Genomic DNA, 16,455 nt, shown 5'->3' with positions numbered 1-16,455 from the left:
AGGAAATAAAAAACACATGGAAAATAAAAAACTAACAAAACACACAATAAGCGTAGTTGCAAGCTTATTAATAGCAACAAATCTTTATTCAACAGAACAGTTATCAACAGTTACAGTTACGTCTTCTTTAATAGAAACAACTGAAAAAGATGCAACGTATACAACTGAAATTTACACAAAACAAGATATTGAAAAATCTAAATCAAAAGATGTATATGATTTTCTAAACTCACAAACATCTGTTACAATAAATCCAAGTTATGGAAATACTTTTACTCAATTAATTGATTTAAGAGGATATGGAATTGGTTCAGGGTTTCAAAATGTAGTAGTTTCAGTAAATGGTAGAAAATTAAATAATATAGATTTAGCACCTCAATTATTATCTTCTATTTCTTTAGAGTCAATAGATAAAATAGAAATAATTAAAGGTAGTGGTTCTGTTCAATTTGGGGATGGAGCAAATGCTGGTGTTATTAACATAATTACAAATGGAAAAAATCAAAATTATATAAAAACATATTTAGGTAATAATGGAACAAAAAATGGAACTGTTAGTTTAGGCTACAGTAATGATAATCTTATCTTAAATGCCTTCTTAGATTATACTTCTACGAATGGTACTAGGGCTACATCTGATGGTTCTAAAGATGAAAAAAGAAATAAAAATAAAAATATTAATCTTATATATTTTCCAACTGATGACTTAGAATTAAGAATTGGTAGAACTTATTCTAATATGGATATAAAATATGCTGGTTCTTTATCTCTTGATGAATATAAGGCTAATCCTAATCAATCAAGTGGATTTACAGAACAAATCTTTAAATCTTATGTTACTGATGTCGGGGCTACTTATAACATTAGTAATAACTACTCTTTTGATCTAAATTTTAGTGATGAGAATAAATTAAGTGAATACTCTTCTGGATTTAGCTCAATCTATGATTATAAATCTTTTAATTCAAAATTTAATATAAAACAAGATAACTATAAAGTTGCAATTGGAGTTGATGGGTTTAATGGAGATAGAATAGGGTCTTCTGATACAACAACAAAAGAAAATAAAGCTTTATTTGTTTCTGGTGAGTACAATTTAACTAATGATATAACTTTATCAGCAGGAGCTAGAAAAGAAAAAGTTGAATACACTTATTCTCCAGATTCAGGAACAGAATTAGAAGATAAATTAAATTTAAATGCTTATGATATTGGTATTAACTATAAATTAAATGAAAATAGTTCTATCTTTGCAAACTATAATAGAGCTTACCAAGCACCTGATATTGATAGATTTTTTGCATCGACTTATGTTCTTAGCGGAGGTTCTTATATTAAAACAACAACATTTAATGGTTTTATTGAACCGGCAAAAGTTAATAATTTCAATTTAGGTTATACAAATATTCAAAAAAACAATAAATTAAAAATAAATTTATTTGCAAGTAAGTTAAGAAATGAAATTTATTATTATAAAGTAGGATTCACTAATAGAAATACTAATATTGATAAATCATATAAATATGGTTTAGAATTATTTGATAAATACTTAATAAATGATAATTTATATGCTTCTTTAAACTATTCTTATATTATTGCAAAAATTGATGAAGAAAATGAATCAGATGGTGCATATAATGGTAAGGATTTACCTGGAGTATCAAAACATAATGTGACATTAAATTTAGGTTATAATATTAATAATTTTAAAACAGTATTATCTCATACATATAGAAGTAGTGCATATGCTGCAAATGATTTTGAAAATGATTTTTCACAAAAACAAGAGGCATATCATTCAACAGACTTAAGTTTGTCATATGATTATAAAAACTTTGAGTTTTTTGCAAAAGTACAAAATCTTTTTGATGAAGACAATGCTTTATGGATAAGAGACGATGCAGTTTATCCTACAAACTTTGAGAGAACATATTACGCAGGATTGAAAGTTAAATTTTAATGAATATTTTAAAAAAAGTTTTTTTACTCTTTTTATTTACAATAAATTTAATAGCAGGAGAGAGAATAATAACTCTCTCTCCTTCAATAAATGAAATTGTATTTGCACTTGGAAATGGAAAAGATATTGTAGCAAATACAAAGTTTTGCAACTTTCCAGAAGAATCAAAAAAAATACCTAAAATAGGAGGATATGCAAGTATTTCTTTAGAAAAGATGCTAGTTGCAAAACCAACTTTAGTATTAGCTCAAGATTATGATAATGAGCTAATATTAAATATAAAAAAACTAAAATTAAATGTTAAAACATTTAAAACTAATAATCTTAAATCAATAAAAAATACTATTAGTTCTATTGGTATGCTTTTAAAGAAAAATGAAAAAGCAGATGAATTAAATAATGGTATTGATAATAGTTTAGAAAATATAAAAAATATAATTTCAAATAAGAAAATCTTAGTGGTTATAAGTCCCAGAGAAGACTTAAATAAGATAATTTATGTTGCAGGTAATAATCTTTACTTTAATGATATAATTGAAGCTTCAGGAAATAAAAATGCATATGTTTCATCTTCTTTATCTCAACCTATTGTAAATGTAGAAAAAATTATTAAGATGAATCCTGATGTTATAATAATGCTTGCTCCATATATAAATGAAAGAAAAATTTCACATGATGATATGAAAAAGCCTTGGCTTGGTTTACCTATAAATGCAGCAAAAGAAAAAATGGTTTATATTATAGATAAAGAGTATGCAGGAATACCAAGTAATAGAGTGGTTAACTTTATAAATGATTTTAGGAATATATTAGAAGATGTTAGAAGTAAATAATTTTACAAACCAAATTTTACATGATATATCTTTTAAGTTAGATATTGACGAGAACCTTATTGTTTTAGGTAAAAACGGTGCGGGCAAGTCTACACTTGCAAAAGTTTTATGTAATCTTATATCAAATGAAAATGTTAAACTTTTTGATCAAAGTATTCAAAGTTTGAGCGAAAATCAAAGAACAAAATTTATAAATTATATTCCACCAAAATTAGAAATTTTTGATGAGTATATTACAACAAAAGAGTATTTAGAAATGTCTTCAATTAGTGATATAAAAAAAGACAGAATAAATGAAATAATTGCACTTTTAAAACTTGAGAATGTTAAAGATCGATATTGTATAAATCTAAGTAGTGGAGAACAACAGTTACTACTTTTAGCTTCTGCCTTTATTCACAATGCTGAAATTACTATATTTGATGAACTTACTGCAAATTTAGATATATCAAGAGTCAAAGAGGTATTTGATATATTTAAGTCTGTAAGCTTAAAACAAAAAATTATAATAACTCACAATTTAGATTTAGCATACAATTTAAAATATAAAGTACTTTTTTTAGAAGACGGAAAAGTAGAATTTTTTGGTTCAAGTAATGAGTTTTTTGAGTTAGAAAATCTAAATAAGTTTTATAATAACAGTATCAAAATAGTTGATAATCATTTGGTGGTAAACCTATGAAAAAGCTTTCTATTTTATTTGGTTTTCTAATTATCTTTTTTTCACCTTTTTTAGGTGATACTTCAATTATATATAATGACATTTTTGATTCATCAACTACTACATATACTATTTTTTGGGATTTAAGAGTTCCTAGAATCATCTTAGCATTTTTTGTAGGTTCTATATTAAGTCTTAGTGGTCTGATTTTTCAAACAATATTTAAAAATGCACTTATCACACCTTATACTTTAGGAATAGCAAGTGGAACTACCTTGTTTACTGCAATTTCAATAGTTTTTTTCCCAAGTATTATGTTAGCTATTTCAGGTGTTGCAGGTTCTTTTTTTACAATTATAATTTTGTATTTAATATCTCAAAAAATAAATAAAAGTTCAATTGTAGTCTCAACAAACTCTATACTTCTTATTGGTATTGCTTTATCATTTTTTTATTCTTCTGGATTGATGTTAGTCTTTTTTATGAGTGATTTACAAGAGAATTATTCAATCGTACGATTTACCTTAGGAAGTTTAGATATTGTTGGCTTTAATAGTTCTTTGATAGTATTAACTGTAGCGATAATTCTTCTTTCTACTGTATTATTTTACAAAGACAAAATCAAACTTCTTTTGATATCAAATGATACGGCATTTTTAAAAGGTTTAAATGTAAATAGATTAAATCTTACTCTTTTAATTGTAATTTCATTATCTGTTGGGGTTAGTATTAGTTTTGTAGGACCAATTGGTTTTGTAGGACTTGTGATACCTCATATTATAAAAATAATATATAAACAAAGTGCCCATAAATTGATTTTACCTGTATTTTTTTATGGTGGGGTATTTTTAGTAGTTGCAGATTTTATTTCAAGAAATGCAAACACTGCTTCTAGTTTACCAATTGGTGTCGTAACTTCGTTTATTGGTGCACCATTCTTTGTTTATTTACTTATAAGAAGAAGTTCCAAAGGTAAATAAGAGCTATAAAAGTTATCAATAAATCAAATCTAGATTTAAAATTTAGTGCTTCGTTTATATCGCTTTTTTCTATAACTTCTTTTCCTTCACCAAAATATGGCTTATCTTTTATTTTTCCAAAATATGAAGTTGGACCTCCAAGTTTTATATTTAGAGCTAAAGCCATAGCTGATATAGGATGCCCTGCATTTGGACTATCATGAAGTTTCCCATATTTATAAAAGTTTTTAAGTGCATATTTTGATTTAAAAAGTAAGGCTATTAAAATTGCAGTTATTCTTGAAGGAATATAGTTTGCGATATCATCAAGCTTTGCAGAGAATTTACCAAAGTTTTCATATTTCTCATTTCTATATCCAACCATAGAATCTAGAGTATTTATAGCTTTATAAATAAAAGCTCCCCAAAGTCCAAATATTAGAAGATAAAACATTGGAGCAATAACACCATCACTTAAGTTTTCAGCGTAGGTTTCAATAGAAGCCTTGTTTATATCACTTTGTGTCATATCTTTTGTATCACGACTCACTAACATAGAAATGGCAACTTTAGGATTTTCTGCATCAAAAATATTTTTTACACTATCATACAACATCTTTGAAGAGATTGTAAATGAAGCCAATAAGGCTTGAAATAGAATATTATCAATTAAACTAAGTGAAAAACTAATTATAAATGTAATAAATATTAGACTAATTGTAAGTAAAAAGCCTATTAAAATAGTGTCTTTATAAAACTTTTTTTCAAACCATGAAATATAGTTTCCCATTAGAACAATAGGGTGTTTTAAATATTTTACTTGCTGAAACTCTGAAAAAATCGCATCAATGATATAAGCTAATAATAGAATCTCAATATACATTTTTCTATATTTCTTTGAAAGCTTTTTTTAATATATTTATTGATTTCTGATTTTTTACTGCAATTCTTACATATGAATTATCTAGAAAAGTAAAATTTGAACAATCTCGTATCATAATTTTATACTTAAGAAGTGTATTTTGTAGTTCTTCTGCATCAATATTTTTTAGTTTTACTAAAAAGAAATTAGCTTCACTTTCATATACTTTCTTGATAAAAGATTGTTTTTTTAAAAGTTTTAAAAGGGATTTTCTATTTTTATCATTTTTATTTAAAGATGCATTTTTAAACTCTTTATCTTTTAATGCTTCTTGAATATATCTTGAATCAAACTGTGATATTTTCCACATAGGTTCATTCTTTTTTATTAAATCTATATTTTTCCTATTTGATATTATTATTCCCAGCCTTATTCCTGCACTACTGTAGAACTTTGTTAAGGATTTTAAAATATATAGTTTTTTGTACTCTTTCAAATATTTTAGGGATGAACTCTGATTTGTAAAGTCTAAAAAACTTTCATCAATCAAAACTGTGGCATCTCTTTCTTTCCATATTTTAAATAGTTTTTTTAAATCATAATGTTTTCCATCAGGAGTGGAAGGATTTACAAAAATAACTAATGAATTTTTTGGAATATCTTTATAAATATTTTTAAATCTATTAATTTGAGTAGTTTTATAATTATAAATATCTGCTGCTTTTTTATATTCTAAATATGCAGGTGAATATATAACACAATTTTTTAATTTCAGATGTCTAAATAGGGTAAAAATCCCTGAACTCCCGCCGTTAAAGAGTTCTAAGTTTTTCTCTTTTATTTTGTAGTTTTTTGCAATTGTTTTATAAAGAGTGTCATATTTTGGGTATGAAGATATTTCTAAAGTATTAAAGTTAGTATCTATTTTAGGTTTTATGAAATTTATATTTGAAGATAAATCGATAATATCTTCTATTTTGCAGTTTAGTTTTTTTGCAAAACCATTTATATCTCCACCATGCTCATAAGTTTTCATTCTAATTAGCACATCCTCTTGGAGTTAGTATTTGTCCATTTTTTGTAAGACGTGTTTGAGTATTTCCTATGATTATAAGTGTTGACATTGTTACTAGTGGATTATCTAAACCTTTTTCTACAAGCTTTTTAGCAGTTGTTATAGTGATATTTTCTTTATCTTCTCTTCCCATGTGTGAGGCAATTACTGCAATTCTATTTTCATAAGGTCTTAAGGCTTCTAAAAAGTTTTCATATCCTATTATTCTTTTTTTAGATTTTGGGTTATATATTCCAAGTATGAAATCTGCCTCTAAAGCTGCTTTAACTCTTTTATCTATTAGTTCAAAACTATTTTGACGTTCTGATAAGGATATCGTTGCAAAGTCTTGTGATAATGGAGCTCCAACTTTTGCAGCTGCTGCAAGTAGGGCCGTAATTCCTGGAAGTGAAACAAGATTAACTTTATCCCATAAATCTTTTTCATCAATTATTTCAACTATTACGGATGCTATTCCATATACATTTGAGTCACCATTAGAAATAATACAAGTAGTTTTTCCTTGTGAAGCGAACTCAACTGCGCTAGTACATCTTTGTACTTCATGGGTCATCCCTGAAGTATGTATTTCTTTTCCATCTATAAGAGAAGATAGTTCTCTTGCATACTTACTATATGAAATCACTACTTCACACTCTTTTAGTGCTTCTCTTGCTTCTGGTGTTATATAATTTGTACCACCTGTACCACATGATACAATATACAGTTTATTCATCTTAATATTCTCCTAAAAAAGCACTTTCTTGAAGCTTTTTTACTACTCTTTTTTGCTATTATAAGATTCAATAATACAATAAAAATCATATAAAACTAGTAAGAGGAAACTTTTGGGAATAATTACAAAATTAAATCTTGACCAATTAAATGAGTTGGTTTTATCTTTAAACATAAAATTTGTCTCATTTATAGAAACAAAAAATGGAATAACAGATACAACATATATTGCAAGTGATGAAAATCATAAACGATATGTATTAAAAATATATGAATCTTCATCAAAAAAAGATGTGCAACATGAAATAGATATTTTAAATGCTTTAAAAGATTTAATTGTTCCAAAAGTAATATCTAAAAATATAGAATTCTATAATTCAAAACCATATGTTTTATACTCATGTATTGAAGGAAAGATACCTAAATATATTAATTTAAAACGAATAGAACAGATAACATATTTTTTAAGCTTTTTACACAAAGTTGATTATAAATCAGAAAATAAAAATATTTATACTAAAGATTTTTTAGACTCAATGTTAAAGAAAGTTTTAGATGATGAAAATATAAATAAAGATGTAAAAAATGATTTTTTATCGAAGTATAAAAAAATAGAAAATATTGATTTATCAAATAATGCATTTATTCATGGAGATTTATTTTATGATAATGCAAAGTTTATTGATGAGAAACTTTGTGGGGTATATGATTTTTCTCAATCATGTTATGGAAATAGATATTTTGATTTAGCAGTAATGGTTTTAAGTTGGTGTTTTGATGGATATAATTTCAATAAAGAGTTTTTTGCAAAGATTTTAGAAATTTATAATAAAGAATTAAATAGTAATATCTCTGAAGAGTTTTTAAAGAATTACTTATTGTGTGGATGTTTATATTATTCATTGCAAAGATGTACAAGAGAAAATAAACTCAAAGACTATAATGAGTTTTTAAAACGATTTGAAATAATAGAAAAGACAATTAAGGAAAATAAGTGATAAAAAATATAGTAGGAAATGTAGATTTTATTGAAAGTCTAAGAGGTAAAAAGGCTTCTTTTTTATTAGCTTTGAGTAATACTGGAACTTCTAATATAAGAGGAATAACACAAGCTGGAATCCCTGGAAAGATACATTTAACTCCAACTTTGGATAGTGAATTTGTATGTACAGGAGAAGTTAGAAGTTTAGAAAATATAGCCGAAACTCCAAAAGGTGTTCCTACTCCAGCACTACTTACCAGAGCTGTACATCTTTTAAATCCTTATTCAAATATAGAGCTTTTAGATTTAGGATTGGAAGTTAAACCACAACTTGAATATTTTAAAATACATGATTTTGGAATTAATCCTTCAAAAAGTATAGCTTTAGATGCAACAATAAACGCAATGGAACTTTTTCAAAAAGGTTTAGCTTTTGCACAAGCTTATGAATGTAAAGATGATTATATTATTTTAGGTGAGTCAGTTCCTAGTGGTACTACAACAGCAAGTGCAACTGCACAAGCTTTAGGCTATGACTGTAAAGATTTATTTAGTAGTTCTTTTAAAAATGTTCCAAATAATATAAGAGAAATTACTATTAAAAATGCTTTAGAAAATATAAAAAGTGATGATGATTTATTTCAGATTTTAGGACGAGTTTCTGATAATATGTTGATATTTAACGCAGGATTTATTTTAGGACTGAATAATAAAATAAAATTAGTCCTAGCAGGAGGAACACAAATGGCTTGTGTTTTACTTATTGTTAATACGATTTTAAAAACAATGGGTGGAGAACTTAATACTTCAAATCTATCTTTATGTACTACAAAATGGGTATATGAAGATGAAAATAGTGATATAAAATCACTTTTAGAGATGTTGGATTTTAAGATAAATACATATTATTCTGATTTTGATTTCTCAACATCAAATCATCCCGCTTTAAAACTATATGACCAAGGTGAAGCAAAAGAGGGTGTTGGTGCAGGAGCAGCTTTAGTTTATGCTTCTTTAAATGGAGTTTCAAAAGATAGTATAATAAATCAAGTAGAAAGCTTTTTAGGATAATTTATGAAAATCTTATATTTTGGTGGACAAAAGAGTGGCAAATCAACTCTTGCAGAAGCAAAGACAATTGAACTTTCAAATTCAAAACCATATTATATTGCAACATATGATGGAAGTTTTGATGATGATGAGATGAAAATAAGAGTTTTAAAACATCAAAATCAAAGAGAAGAGAATTTTATTACAATTGAAGAACCTAAAGATTTTATATCAAAAATAGAAGAGGGCGAAACATATATAGTGGATTGTATCTCTATGTGGATATTAAACAATATAAATAGTAGTGAAGAAGAACTAATAAAACAAATAGAAAAGATAGAAAATATTGATGCAAATGTAGTATTTGTGCTAAATGACGTAAATAGTGGAGTTATTCCTTTTGATAAAGAGAGTCGTAAATTTATTGACTTAACAGGAGTTGTTGGACAAAAGCTTGCATCTATTTGTGATGAAGTTTATGAAGTAAAATTAGGTTTAACGAGTAGGTTGAAATAAATATGAAAAATATATCAATATTTGGAACAAGTTCAGATGCTGGAAAATCTACTATTACTTTTGTAATAGCAAAGATACTGCAAGATATGGGTGTAAAAGTAGTTCCTTTTAAAGCTCAAAATGTATCAAACAATGCCTTTGTGTGTGATGATTATAGTGAGATTGCAGTTGCCCAGTATTTTCAAGCAAGTGTTTTAGGTGTTGAAACTTCATATCATTTAAATCCAGTTTTACTTAAATCAGGAAGAGGAAGTAGTGCTTCTTTGATAGTTGAAGGTAAAGTTGTGGCATCAAAAGATGTCCTTGAATATTACAAAGATTTAGATACCCTGAAACCAGCAGTTGATAGATGTTTTGATTATCTAGATGAAAAGTATGAGTGTGTTGTTTGTGAAGGGGCAGGAAGCCCTGTGGAACTTAATCTTATGGATAAAGATTTATCAAACATCTATGTTGCTTCAAAATATAATACAAAGATAGTTTTAGTTGCAGATATTGAAAAAGGCGGAGTCTTTGCTTCTATTTATGGAGTTTATCATTTATTACCAGAGCAATTACGAAAAAATGTAGTTGGTGTTATAGTAAATAAATTTCGTGGAGATATGAGCCTTTTTGATGAAGGTATTAGAATTATTGAAGAACAGTTTAAGATACCTGTTTTAGGCGTCTTACCTTATATCCCTTTTAATCTTGGTTTTGAAGATTCTCAAAGTTTAAAAAACTATACCCAAGATGTTAGTTGTGCAATAATAAAAGTAGGAGTTGTATTTTATCCGTATATGAGTAACTATAATGACTTTGAACCTTTAATAGCTGATGAAAATATTGATTTAGAGTTTATTGAAAGCAATATATCGTTAGAAAACTTTGATATGATTATATTACCTGGTTCAAAACTTGTAATAAAAGATCTAAAGTGGCTAAAAAAGAATGGTCTTTTTGATAAAATTAAAAACTACAAAAAGCCAATTTTTGGTATTTGTGGTGGATATGAAATGATGTTTGAAAATCTATATGATGGATATGCTTTAGAAAATGAAGAGTCATGTCAAGAAGAGGGTTTAGGCTTTATTGATGATGTTCTTGTATTTGAACAAAAAAAGATACTTCATAAAGGTGAGTATAATATTTTTGAATGTGATATAACTGGTTTTGAAATACATCATGGTAAAAGTGAAAAATATCCAATAAGTTATGAAAGTGTAAGAATAAATGGTACTTTTATACATGCAATCTTTGATAATGATAACTTACGAAATAAAATATTTAAAACTTTAAATACTGATTATAAAGAGTTTGATTTTAATAATTTTAAACAAACAACTATAAATAATTTTATCTCAAAACTAAGAGACAAAATAGATATGAATAAAATACTAGAAGCAATAAATGAATAAATTTAATCAATATATATTAGGTCTAAAGTTTGTATTTTCGTACTTTACAATTTTACCGATAAGTTTTAAAGAAAAAGATGATTTAAGTGCAAAAAATGTACTGAATTCAATGTTGTATTTTTTGCCTTTTATGGGTTTTGTATTAGGTGTAACTGTAATATTTTTGTATGGATTCTTAGAAAACTTAGAATGGTTTGGTGCTTTAATTTGTGCAGTTGTATATATGATACTATACGGTTTTATACACACAGAAGCGATTTTGGATGTTGTTGATGCTATTTATGCTAAACATGGTGGGAAAGATGCTTATGTAGTGATAAAAGAACCAAATGTTGGAGCAATGGGTGTTTTATATGCTTTAGCTTTTGTAATACTAAAACTTGGAGCTATTGTTTTTTTATTGTTAAATAATTTGTTTTTAGAGTTTATTTCAGTGTTAATTATTAGTCGATTTATGTTAATTTTTTTGATAAGGGTATTTGAATTTAAGTCAACATTTGTAAATTTATTAAAAGAGTCTTTATCTTTTAATGGTTTATTATTTTCATTTATTTTTACAGTTCTCATGATAATAGTTCTTAGTGGTTTTAAGTCTTTATTTTTATTAGTATTAGGATTTATTTTTTCATTTTTAATCTTTAAATTTATAAAGAAAAAGTTAGGCTTTTTAAATGGTGATGCTTTAGGTATGACTTTAGAATTAACAGAAATTTTACTTTTTATTGGTATAACTGTATTATGGTTTTAATAACACTACTAAGACATGCTCCTTTGGCTTTAAAGTACCAGAATAGATATATTGGTCATACAGATATCTCTATTGATAAGTCACTAACTGATATTTCTAAACTTGATATTATAAAAAATAGAAAATATGATTATATTTATTCCTCTGATTTATTAAGATGTACTGAAACTCTTGATTTAATAGGTTTTGATTATGTTAAAGATGCAAGATTAAGAGAAATAAGGTTTAAAGAAGAGTTTGAAGGTAAAAGTTTTGCAGAAGTAGCAGAATTAGACTCTTATAACATGAAATATTTATCTTCAATGAAAAGTTGGCATAAATATATAGCTGATGAAAGTTTAGATGATTTTGAAAACAGAATTAAAGACTTTTTGGAAAATTTACCTAAAGATGGTGATATCTTGATATGTTCTCATGGCGGAACTATAAAAATGCTTCATTCAATTTTTGAGAAAAAAAGTTATCATAATAGTCTATTAAAAGTAAACTATATAGAACCTATAGATTTTATATTATAATTTCAACTTATAATATAAGTATAACTTAATTTTATAATAATTTAAACTTAATATTTGTATAATTCATTATTATAATGGTTTGATTAATGATTTAATATTTTTAGGTAAATGTGCAAAAACAATATTACTGTTTTTTATAAACTTACCAGATTCATATATTGCTATATCTATAGTCATATTGGATTTTTTAAAAGATAGTAGTTTAATTGTTTTGTCCTTCTCTTGGTACATAATATTTTTAGATTTTAAATCTATAATTGGTTTTTTCTTAGCCATGCTTCTCCTTTAGTCAAATCATTATAAATTAGTTTCTCTTATAAGGATTTTATATATGCAAAAAGTAGAGAGTATTACTTCTATTCCTTCAAATAGATTACAATTTTTTCCAGTTATGATGTTTGCGATAGTTATGGGGTTTTCAGGCCTCTCTTTAGTATTGAAAAAAATGAATGAGATTTTATATTTTCCTTCTATTATTGCTTTATCTTTTTCATTTTTATCTAGTGTCCTTTTTTTAGTGATTTTATTTTTTTATGTAAAAAAGTTTATTCTTTATAAAGAAGAAGTAAAAAAAGAGCTCTCTCATCCAATAAGAATAAACTTTTTTGCAGCAATTTCTATCTCAATGTTACTTTTATCAGTATTATATAGACATAGTATTGTTGAGTTATCTCAAATTTTATTTATTTTTGGAGCTTCAATACATATATTTTTAACTTTTTATACTATTAGATTTTGGATAAATAATAATCTTGAGATTATCCACTCAAATCCTGCTTGGTTTATACCCATTGTAGGGAATATTATTGTTCCAATAGCTGGAAAAGGATTTATAAATGATTCTGTTTTATATTTCTTTTTTTCTATTGGACTCTTTTTTTGGATTATTCTTTTTGCAATTATTTTAAATAGAATAATGTTTCATAAACAATTTGCACCTAAATTCATGCCTACACTGTTTATATTGATAGCTCCACCTGCTATTGGTTTTCTTGCATATATTAAACTTACATCATCTTTAGATTTCTTTGCACATATTTTATATAGTCTTGGTTTGTTTTTTACAATCTTAGTATTTGTTATGTATAAAAATTATATTAATATCAAGTTTTTTATCTCATGGTGGGCATTTACTTTTCCAATGGCAGCTGTAACTTTGTCAACTATATTGATGTATGAATTGACTCATGAATGGTTTTATGGTTTGCTTTCATATATTTTTATGTCTATGACTCTTTTAATAGTATTTCTAGTTGCAAAAGAAACAATATCTCATATGTTAAAAAAAGAAATTTGTATTTTAGAGTAAATTTAAAAAATATTTTAAATTAAATTAAAAGCGATATAATATTTTTTTAATTAGGAGAAAATATGAAATATAACTATATTGGAAAAAGTGGACTTAGAGTTACTCCTATTTGTTTAGGAACTATGACATTTGGAACTACGACTTCTAAAGAAGAAGCCTTTAAAATATTAGATAAAGCCTATGATAAAGGAATAAATTTTTATGATACAGCTGAAATCTACCCTGTGCCTCCAAAAGCTTCATATGAAGGAACAACTGAGAAAATAGTAGGAGAGTGGTTAAAAACAAAACCTAGAGAATCTATTATATTAGCTACAAAAGTAGCAGGTGCTTCATCTGGTTGGTTTGTACCATGTACAAGACATGGACTTACTGCTATTGATTCTTTCCATATAAAAACAGCAATTGAAGGTAGTTTGAAAAGACTAGGAACTGATTATATAGATTTATATCAAATGCACTGGCCTGATATTATTGTTCCTATAGAAGAGAGTATGAAAGCTTTTGATGAACTAGTACAAGAAGGAAAAGTTAGATACCTTGGAACATCAAATGATAATGCTTATGGACTTACAAAAGCAAATGAAGTATCAAAGTATAAGGATTTAGCAAGATTTGAATCTATACAAAATAATTTCTCTCTTTTAAATCCAAGATTTCATGATGAACTAGCAAATGTTTGTAGAAGAGAAAACATTTCACTTCTTCCTTATTCTCCAATTGGTGGAGGAGTTTTATCTGGAAAATATAATTCAGGATTGTACCCAGAAGGTTCAAGATTTGGACTTTATATGGAAAACTCAAGTGCTAGAGTTAGAGCTATGGCAGATAGATTTGTAAATGATAAAACAATTGGTGCTACAACTAGATATATAAAGTTAGCAGAAGAGTATGGTATATCTCCTGTAACACTTGCAGTTGCATATTCAAAACACTTTGATTTTGTTGCGTCTACAATTATTGGTGCAAGACAACTATCTCAACTAGATGAATCATTAGCTGCCTTAAATTTTGAACTAGATGATGAACTTATAAAAAATATTGAAGAGATTCAAAAAGATATTTTATACCCGATGGGATAAAAAAGAGTGATTGATTTTTCAATCCTCTTTAAATAGAATAAATAAAAAATGTACTTTTAAAATTTTATATTTATTTATTAACTAATTGTTACAATTATGATACATTAAAAAATAATTTATTATCTAGGTCTAAGTATGAAAGCGCTTAAAACTAACAGTTCTGATGATTTAAAACAAAATGATGATCGTTTTTCTCTTGTTATGAAGGGGATTAATGATGGTCTTTGGGATTGGAACTTACTTACAAATGAAGTTTATTACTCTGCAAAATGGAAAAGTATGCTTGGGTATAAAGAACATGAACTAGAAAATTGTTTTGAGACTTGGGAAAATTTAGTAGATTCAGAAGATAAAATTCGTGCTCTAGAAAAGGTTCAAGATTGTTTAGATAACGATTTAGAAGAATTTGAATTAGAAATGAAAATGAATCATAAAAATGGTTCAAAAGTTATTGTTTTATCTAGAGGTTTTTTTATTAAAGATGAAACTAGTGGAGAATCAATACGTTTAATTGGCACTCATATTGATATAACAGAAAGAAAAAAATCAGAAGAGTTTATTCATCAAACTAATTCCATCTTAGAAATGATTGCAATTGGCAAACCTGCTTCAAATGTTTATGATGCAATAGCTCTAATGTATGAGAACCGTCATCCAGGAATGAGATGTTCACTCTTAGAACTTGAAGATGGGAAACTTTTACATGGTGGAGCACCAAGTATACCTGAAGAGTATTGTAATGCAGTTCATGGCCTAGAAATTGGTCCTGCTGTTGGTTCTTGTGGTACTTCAACTTACACAGGGAAACGAGTTCTTGTAGAAAATATTGAAACAGATCCAAAATGGGAAAATATAAAAAAAGCGGCACTTCCACATGGTATGAGATCTTGCTGGTCTGAGCCAATAATTGATTCAACGGGGAAAGTTTTAGGTGCTTTTGGTATGTACTATGATTATCCAGCTTTACCTACACAAGAAGAGTCAAATGATCTTTTATCTGCTGCAAGACTTACTAGCATTGTAATGGAACGTGACCAATCACAAAAACGTATCTATAAAGACCAAGAATTTATTGCTGAACAAAGTAAGTTAGCATCAATGGGTGAAATGATAGGAAATATAGCTCATCAGTGGCGACAACCTCTTAGTGTGATAACTACAATTGCAAGTGGCTTTAAATTAGAAGATGAACATGGTATTGTAAACCCTGATAATATTTCATCTAATATGAATGAAATTATAAAGCAAGCTAATTATTTATCCCATACAGTTGATGATTTTAGGTCATTTATTAAAAACTCTAAAAATAAAGAGCCTTTATCTTTAGTAAGTGTATTAGAGAGTAGTTTGACAATATTAGATGCATCTTTAAAAAACAACTACGTTAAAGTTGTATCAGAGTTTACTGTTGATATTAAAATACAAGGTCTAAAAAATGAGCTTACACAAGCTTTTATAAATATAATAACTAACGCAAAAGATGCCCTTGTGGAAAATATTTCAGATGAAGAAGACAGATATATTTTTGTTTCAACAAAAGAGATTGACAGTTGTCTAATGATTGAAATAAAAGATACTGGATTTGGAATTGATGAAAATATAATAAATAGAATCTTTGAACCATATTTTACTACAAAACATAAATCAATAGGTACTGGAATAGGTCTTTCTATGGCTCATCAGATTATTACAAAAAGACATGATGGACATATTAGTATAATAAATACAGAATTTAGTTATGACAATAAAAAATATAAAGGTGCTTGCTTTAGAATATATTTGAGTTAAT

Annotated in this window: 17 protein-coding genes; 13 read left to right on the top strand and 4 right to left on the bottom strand. The window is 26.6% G+C overall.

Features of this window, described 5'->3' with window-relative positions; all coding sequences use genetic code 11:
* The first annotated feature begins 16 nt into the window (after positions 1-16).
* The 4 genes from BT997_RS06445 to BT997_RS06430 are packed head-to-tail and all read left to right on the top strand — an operon-like array spanning position 17 to position 4,434.
* Complete coding sequence (locus BT997_RS06445) at positions 17-1,960, top strand: TonB-dependent receptor (RefSeq protein ID WP_072680632.1); 1,944 nt, start codon at positions 17-19, stop codon at positions 1,958-1,960.
* Complete coding sequence (locus BT997_RS06440; RefSeq protein WP_072680631.1) at positions 1,960-2,793, top strand: ABC transporter substrate-binding protein; 834 nt, start codon at positions 1,960-1,962, stop codon at positions 2,791-2,793. Before BT997_RS06445 ends, BT997_RS06440 begins: the two co-directional genes overlap by 1 nt.
* Positions 2,777-3,475, top strand: a complete 699-nt coding sequence (locus BT997_RS06435; RefSeq protein WP_072680630.1) for an ABC transporter ATP-binding protein — start codon at positions 2,777-2,779, stop codon at positions 3,473-3,475. The genes BT997_RS06440 and BT997_RS06435 overlap by 17 nt, the downstream gene beginning before the upstream one ends.
* On the top strand, positions 3,472-4,434 hold the full coding sequence (locus BT997_RS06430) for an iron ABC transporter permease (protein ID WP_072680629.1): 963 nt from the start codon (positions 3,472-3,474) through the stop codon (positions 4,432-4,434). Before BT997_RS06435 ends, BT997_RS06430 begins: the two co-directional genes overlap by 4 nt.
* Here the strand turns inward: BT997_RS06430 and cbiB are convergent.
* The 3 genes from cbiB to BT997_RS06415 are packed head-to-tail and all read right to left on the bottom strand — an operon-like array spanning position 4,406 to position 7,065.
* Positions 4,406-5,296, bottom strand: a complete 891-nt coding sequence (cbiB, locus tag BT997_RS06425; RefSeq protein WP_072680628.1) for an adenosylcobinamide-phosphate synthase CbiB — start codon at positions 5,294-5,296, stop codon at positions 4,406-4,408. The two genes, BT997_RS06430 and cbiB, sit on opposite strands and share 29 nt — an antisense overlap.
* A 4-nt stretch (positions 5,297-5,300) precedes the next feature.
* On the bottom strand, positions 5,301-6,311 hold the full coding sequence (locus tag BT997_RS06420) for an aminotransferase class I/II-fold pyridoxal phosphate-dependent enzyme (protein WP_072680627.1): 1,011 nt from the start codon (positions 6,309-6,311) through the stop codon (positions 5,301-5,303).
* A 1-nt stretch (position 6,312) separates the two neighbouring features.
* Positions 6,313-7,065 carry a precorrin-3B C(17)-methyltransferase gene (locus BT997_RS06415; protein WP_072680626.1) on the bottom strand — a complete coding sequence of 251 codons (753 nt, stop codon included), beginning with the start codon at positions 7,063-7,065 and terminating at the stop codon, positions 6,313-6,315.
* A 112-nt stretch (positions 7,066-7,177) separates the two neighbouring features.
* Here BT997_RS06415 and BT997_RS06410 point away from each other — a divergent pair, with 112 nt between their 5' ends.
* Genes BT997_RS06410 through BT997_RS06385 form a run of 6 tightly spaced genes read left to right on the top strand, consistent with a single transcriptional unit; the run spans position 7,178 to position 12,275 of the window.
* Positions 7,178-8,062, top strand: a complete 885-nt coding sequence (locus BT997_RS06410; protein WP_072680625.1) for a phosphotransferase — start codon at positions 7,178-7,180, stop codon at positions 8,060-8,062.
* Positions 8,059-9,117, top strand: coding sequence for a nicotinate-nucleotide--dimethylbenzimidazole phosphoribosyltransferase (locus BT997_RS06405; protein WP_083568520.1), 1,059 nt, complete (start codon positions 8,059-8,061; stop codon positions 9,115-9,117). The genes BT997_RS06410 and BT997_RS06405 overlap by 4 nt, the downstream gene beginning before the upstream one ends.
* 3 nt (positions 9,118-9,120) lie before the next feature.
* A complete protein-coding gene (locus tag BT997_RS06400; protein WP_072680624.1) occupies positions 9,121-9,612 on the top strand; it encodes a bifunctional adenosylcobinamide kinase/adenosylcobinamide-phosphate guanylyltransferase in 492 nt (163 codons plus the stop codon).
* A 2-nt stretch (positions 9,613-9,614) separates the two neighbouring features.
* Positions 9,615-11,009: a cobyric acid synthase gene (locus BT997_RS06395; protein WP_072680623.1), complete on the top strand. Its 1,395-nt coding sequence runs from the start codon at positions 9,615-9,617 to the stop codon at positions 11,007-11,009.
* Positions 11,002-11,757, top strand: coding sequence for an adenosylcobinamide-GDP ribazoletransferase (locus BT997_RS06390; protein WP_072680622.1), 756 nt, complete (start codon positions 11,002-11,004; stop codon positions 11,755-11,757). Before BT997_RS06395 ends, BT997_RS06390 begins: the two co-directional genes overlap by 8 nt.
* Positions 11,748-12,275: a histidine phosphatase family protein gene (locus BT997_RS06385; RefSeq protein WP_072680621.1), complete on the top strand. Its 528-nt coding sequence runs from the start codon at positions 11,748-11,750 to the stop codon at positions 12,273-12,275. Before BT997_RS06390 ends, BT997_RS06385 begins: the two co-directional genes overlap by 10 nt.
* Positions 12,276-12,344: 69 nt before the next feature.
* Here the strand turns inward: BT997_RS06385 and BT997_RS06380 are convergent, their stop codons facing one another.
* Positions 12,345-12,551, bottom strand: a complete 207-nt coding sequence (locus BT997_RS06380) for a malate dehydrogenase (protein ID WP_072680620.1) — start codon at positions 12,549-12,551, stop codon at positions 12,345-12,347.
* 55 nt (positions 12,552-12,606) lie between these two features.
* Here BT997_RS06380 and BT997_RS06375 point away from each other — a divergent pair, with 55 nt between their 5' ends.
* The 3 genes from BT997_RS06375 (at position 12,607) to BT997_RS06365 (ending at position 16,454) form a co-directional block, all read left to right on the top strand.
* On the top strand, positions 12,607-13,584 hold the full coding sequence (locus tag BT997_RS06375; RefSeq protein WP_072680619.1) for an SLAC1 anion channel family protein: 978 nt from the start codon (positions 12,607-12,609) through the stop codon (positions 13,582-13,584).
* 62 nt (positions 13,585-13,646) lie between these two features.
* Positions 13,647-14,666 carry an aldo/keto reductase gene (locus BT997_RS06370; RefSeq protein WP_072680618.1) on the top strand — a complete coding sequence of 340 codons (1,020 nt, stop codon included), beginning with the start codon at positions 13,647-13,649 and terminating at the stop codon, positions 14,664-14,666.
* A 135-nt stretch (positions 14,667-14,801) separates the two neighbouring features.
* Entirely contained in the window at positions 14,802-16,454 is a 1,653-nt protein-coding gene (locus BT997_RS06365; RefSeq protein ID WP_072680617.1) for an ATP-binding protein, read from the top strand.
* Position 16,455 lies beyond the last annotated feature (1 nt).

The sequence above is a fragment of the Arcobacter sp. LA11 genome, assembly GCF_001895145.1.
Lineage (GTDB): Bacteria > Campylobacterota > Campylobacteria > Campylobacterales > Arcobacteraceae > Halarcobacter.
The sequence above is the reverse complement of the archived record's forward strand: the minus strand, read 5'-3'. Positions and strand labels throughout refer to the sequence as shown.